This is a genomic window from Streptomyces griseorubiginosus (assembly GCF_017614965.1).
Lineage (GTDB): Bacteria > Actinomycetota > Actinomycetes > Streptomycetales > Streptomycetaceae > Streptomyces > Streptomyces griseorubiginosus_B.
This window is the reverse complement of the sequence record NZ_WVUG01000620.1, coordinates 1-1,668: the sequence shown is the minus strand read 5'-3', so window position 1 is coordinate 1,668 and position 1,668 is coordinate 1. Positions and strand designations below refer to the sequence as shown.

2 protein-coding genes are annotated in these 1,668 nt (G+C 69.1%); one reads left to right on the top strand and one right to left on the bottom strand.

Annotation, left to right across the window (positions count from 1 at the left end; genetic code table 11):
- Positions 1–144: 144 nt before the first annotated feature.
- Positions 145–1,062 (top strand): IS5 family transposase, encoded by a 918-nt coding sequence (locus GRC12_RS44235; RefSeq protein ID WP_308286772.1) that lies wholly within the window; start codon positions 145–147, stop codon positions 1,060–1,062.
- Here the strand turns inward: GRC12_RS44235 and GRC12_RS44230 are convergent.
- Entirely contained in the window at positions 1,019–1,555 is a 537-nt protein-coding gene (locus tag GRC12_RS44230; protein ID WP_208786063.1) for a hypothetical protein, read from the bottom strand. The genes GRC12_RS44235 and GRC12_RS44230 overlap by 44 nt on opposite strands.
- Positions 1,556–1,668: the final 113 nt, after the last annotated feature.

Below are 1,668 nucleotides of genomic sequence, written 5' to 3'. Positions count from 1 at the left end.
AGAAGCTGTTGTCTTTTCGATCTTGAGAGATGCGCATCGAACGGGAGTCCCGATCGGGTGGTCTCGGGGCGCTGGGTGCATATGAACAGGGCCTCCTGAACAGCTCGTTGGTGTCGAATCACCGAGCAGCAGCAGGAGGCCCTGGTGCAGCAGTCTTGCGTGCCGATGGCCGGGCAGTCCAGCGCGGTCACCTGGGAGTGTGACTGCCTGGCTCACCGGTTCGGAAACGCCGCCGACAACCCGACGCGTGAGCGGCGGTATCCGACGGACATGACGGACGCGGAGTGGGCCCGGGTCCTGCCGCTGCTTCCGGTGCCGGGCTGGATGCGCGGCCGGGGCGGCCGGCCGGAGGTGTATTGCCACCGGGCCATGCTCGATGCGATCCGGTATCTCGTGGACAACGGGATCAAGTGGCGGGCGATGCCCGTCGACTTCCCGCCGTGGGACCGCATTTACGCATTCTTCCGCCGCTGGCGCGACAACGCCCTGGTCATGGAGTTCCACGACCGGTTGCGCGGACAGGTCCGCGAGGAGTTGGGGCGCGACGCGCAGCCGACGGCCGCGGTGATCGACTCGCAGTCCGTCAAGGCGGACGCCGTCGTCGGAACGGACAGCCGCGGCTTCGACGGCGGCAAGCTGGTCAACGGCCGCAAGCGGCACGTCGTGGTCGACACCCTCGGCCTGCTGCTGGGAGTGGTGGTCACCGCCGCGGACACCGGCGACCGCGCAGCCGCCCAGGTCCTGCTCGGCCAGGTCGCCGACGTGCACCACCGCCTCGAACTGGTCTGGGCGGATGGCGGCTACACCGGCAGCCTCGTCGAGTACTGCCTGGCCACGTTCGCCCTGGTTCTGGCGATCGTGAAACGCAGCGACGACATGCGCGGCTTCGTGGTGCTGCCCAAGCGGTGGATCGTCGAGCGCCTCTTCGCCCACCTGATGCGAAGCCGCCGCCTGGTGCGCGACTTCGAGCGGCGCACCACCAGCGCGGAGGCGATGGTCTACTGGTCGATGACCTTGCTCATGACTCGTCGCCTGGCCCGCTCACGCCTGCCGCAAGAGTGAACCGGCCCGGCTGCCGCTCGGCCAGCCAGCCGCGGGCTGCCAGGCGTTTCGCTTTCGACCGCAGCGCCTCCACCTTCGCCGGCACCACATCCAGGCCGAACGCCACGGCCATCTCCTGACAGGTCAACGGCCCTTGATGGAGCCGGGCCCGGTCCGCGAGCGCCACGAGGATGCGCTGGTAGTCCACCGACAGCACCGACCAGGCCAACCCCTGGCGCCACACCGGCACCTGCGACTTCGGCTTCGCCGCGTCCCGGAGCGCCGACTGCACCTGCGCATCCCGCGGATCCGCGGTGACCTCCGCCTCGGCGGTGGCACCGTCGTCCGGAGCCAGCACCGTATCGACCCGCCTGCGAGCGATCGTCCACTCCTGCCATTCCAGCTCGGCCGCGGCAAGCTCGGCCTGGATGCGGTCGGCCTCCTCCCGCAGTCCGTCGACTCGACGCCGAGCGGCGAGCTCGTGCTGTTCCAGCAGTCCAACAACCGACGGCATCCGCGACCTCCCGGGGAACGACGACCCGACAGGCCACCACTCCCACGGAACCAACACTCCTACCCCTGACCAGCGGAAACGCGTCGATCACGTCCGGAAAGACAACACCTTCT

Coding starts and splice junctions, on each gene's coding strand:
- GRC12_RS44230 (WP_208786063.1), bottom strand. CDS start 1,555: ATGCCGTCGGTTGTTGGACTGCTGGAACAGCACGAGCTCGCCGCTCGG.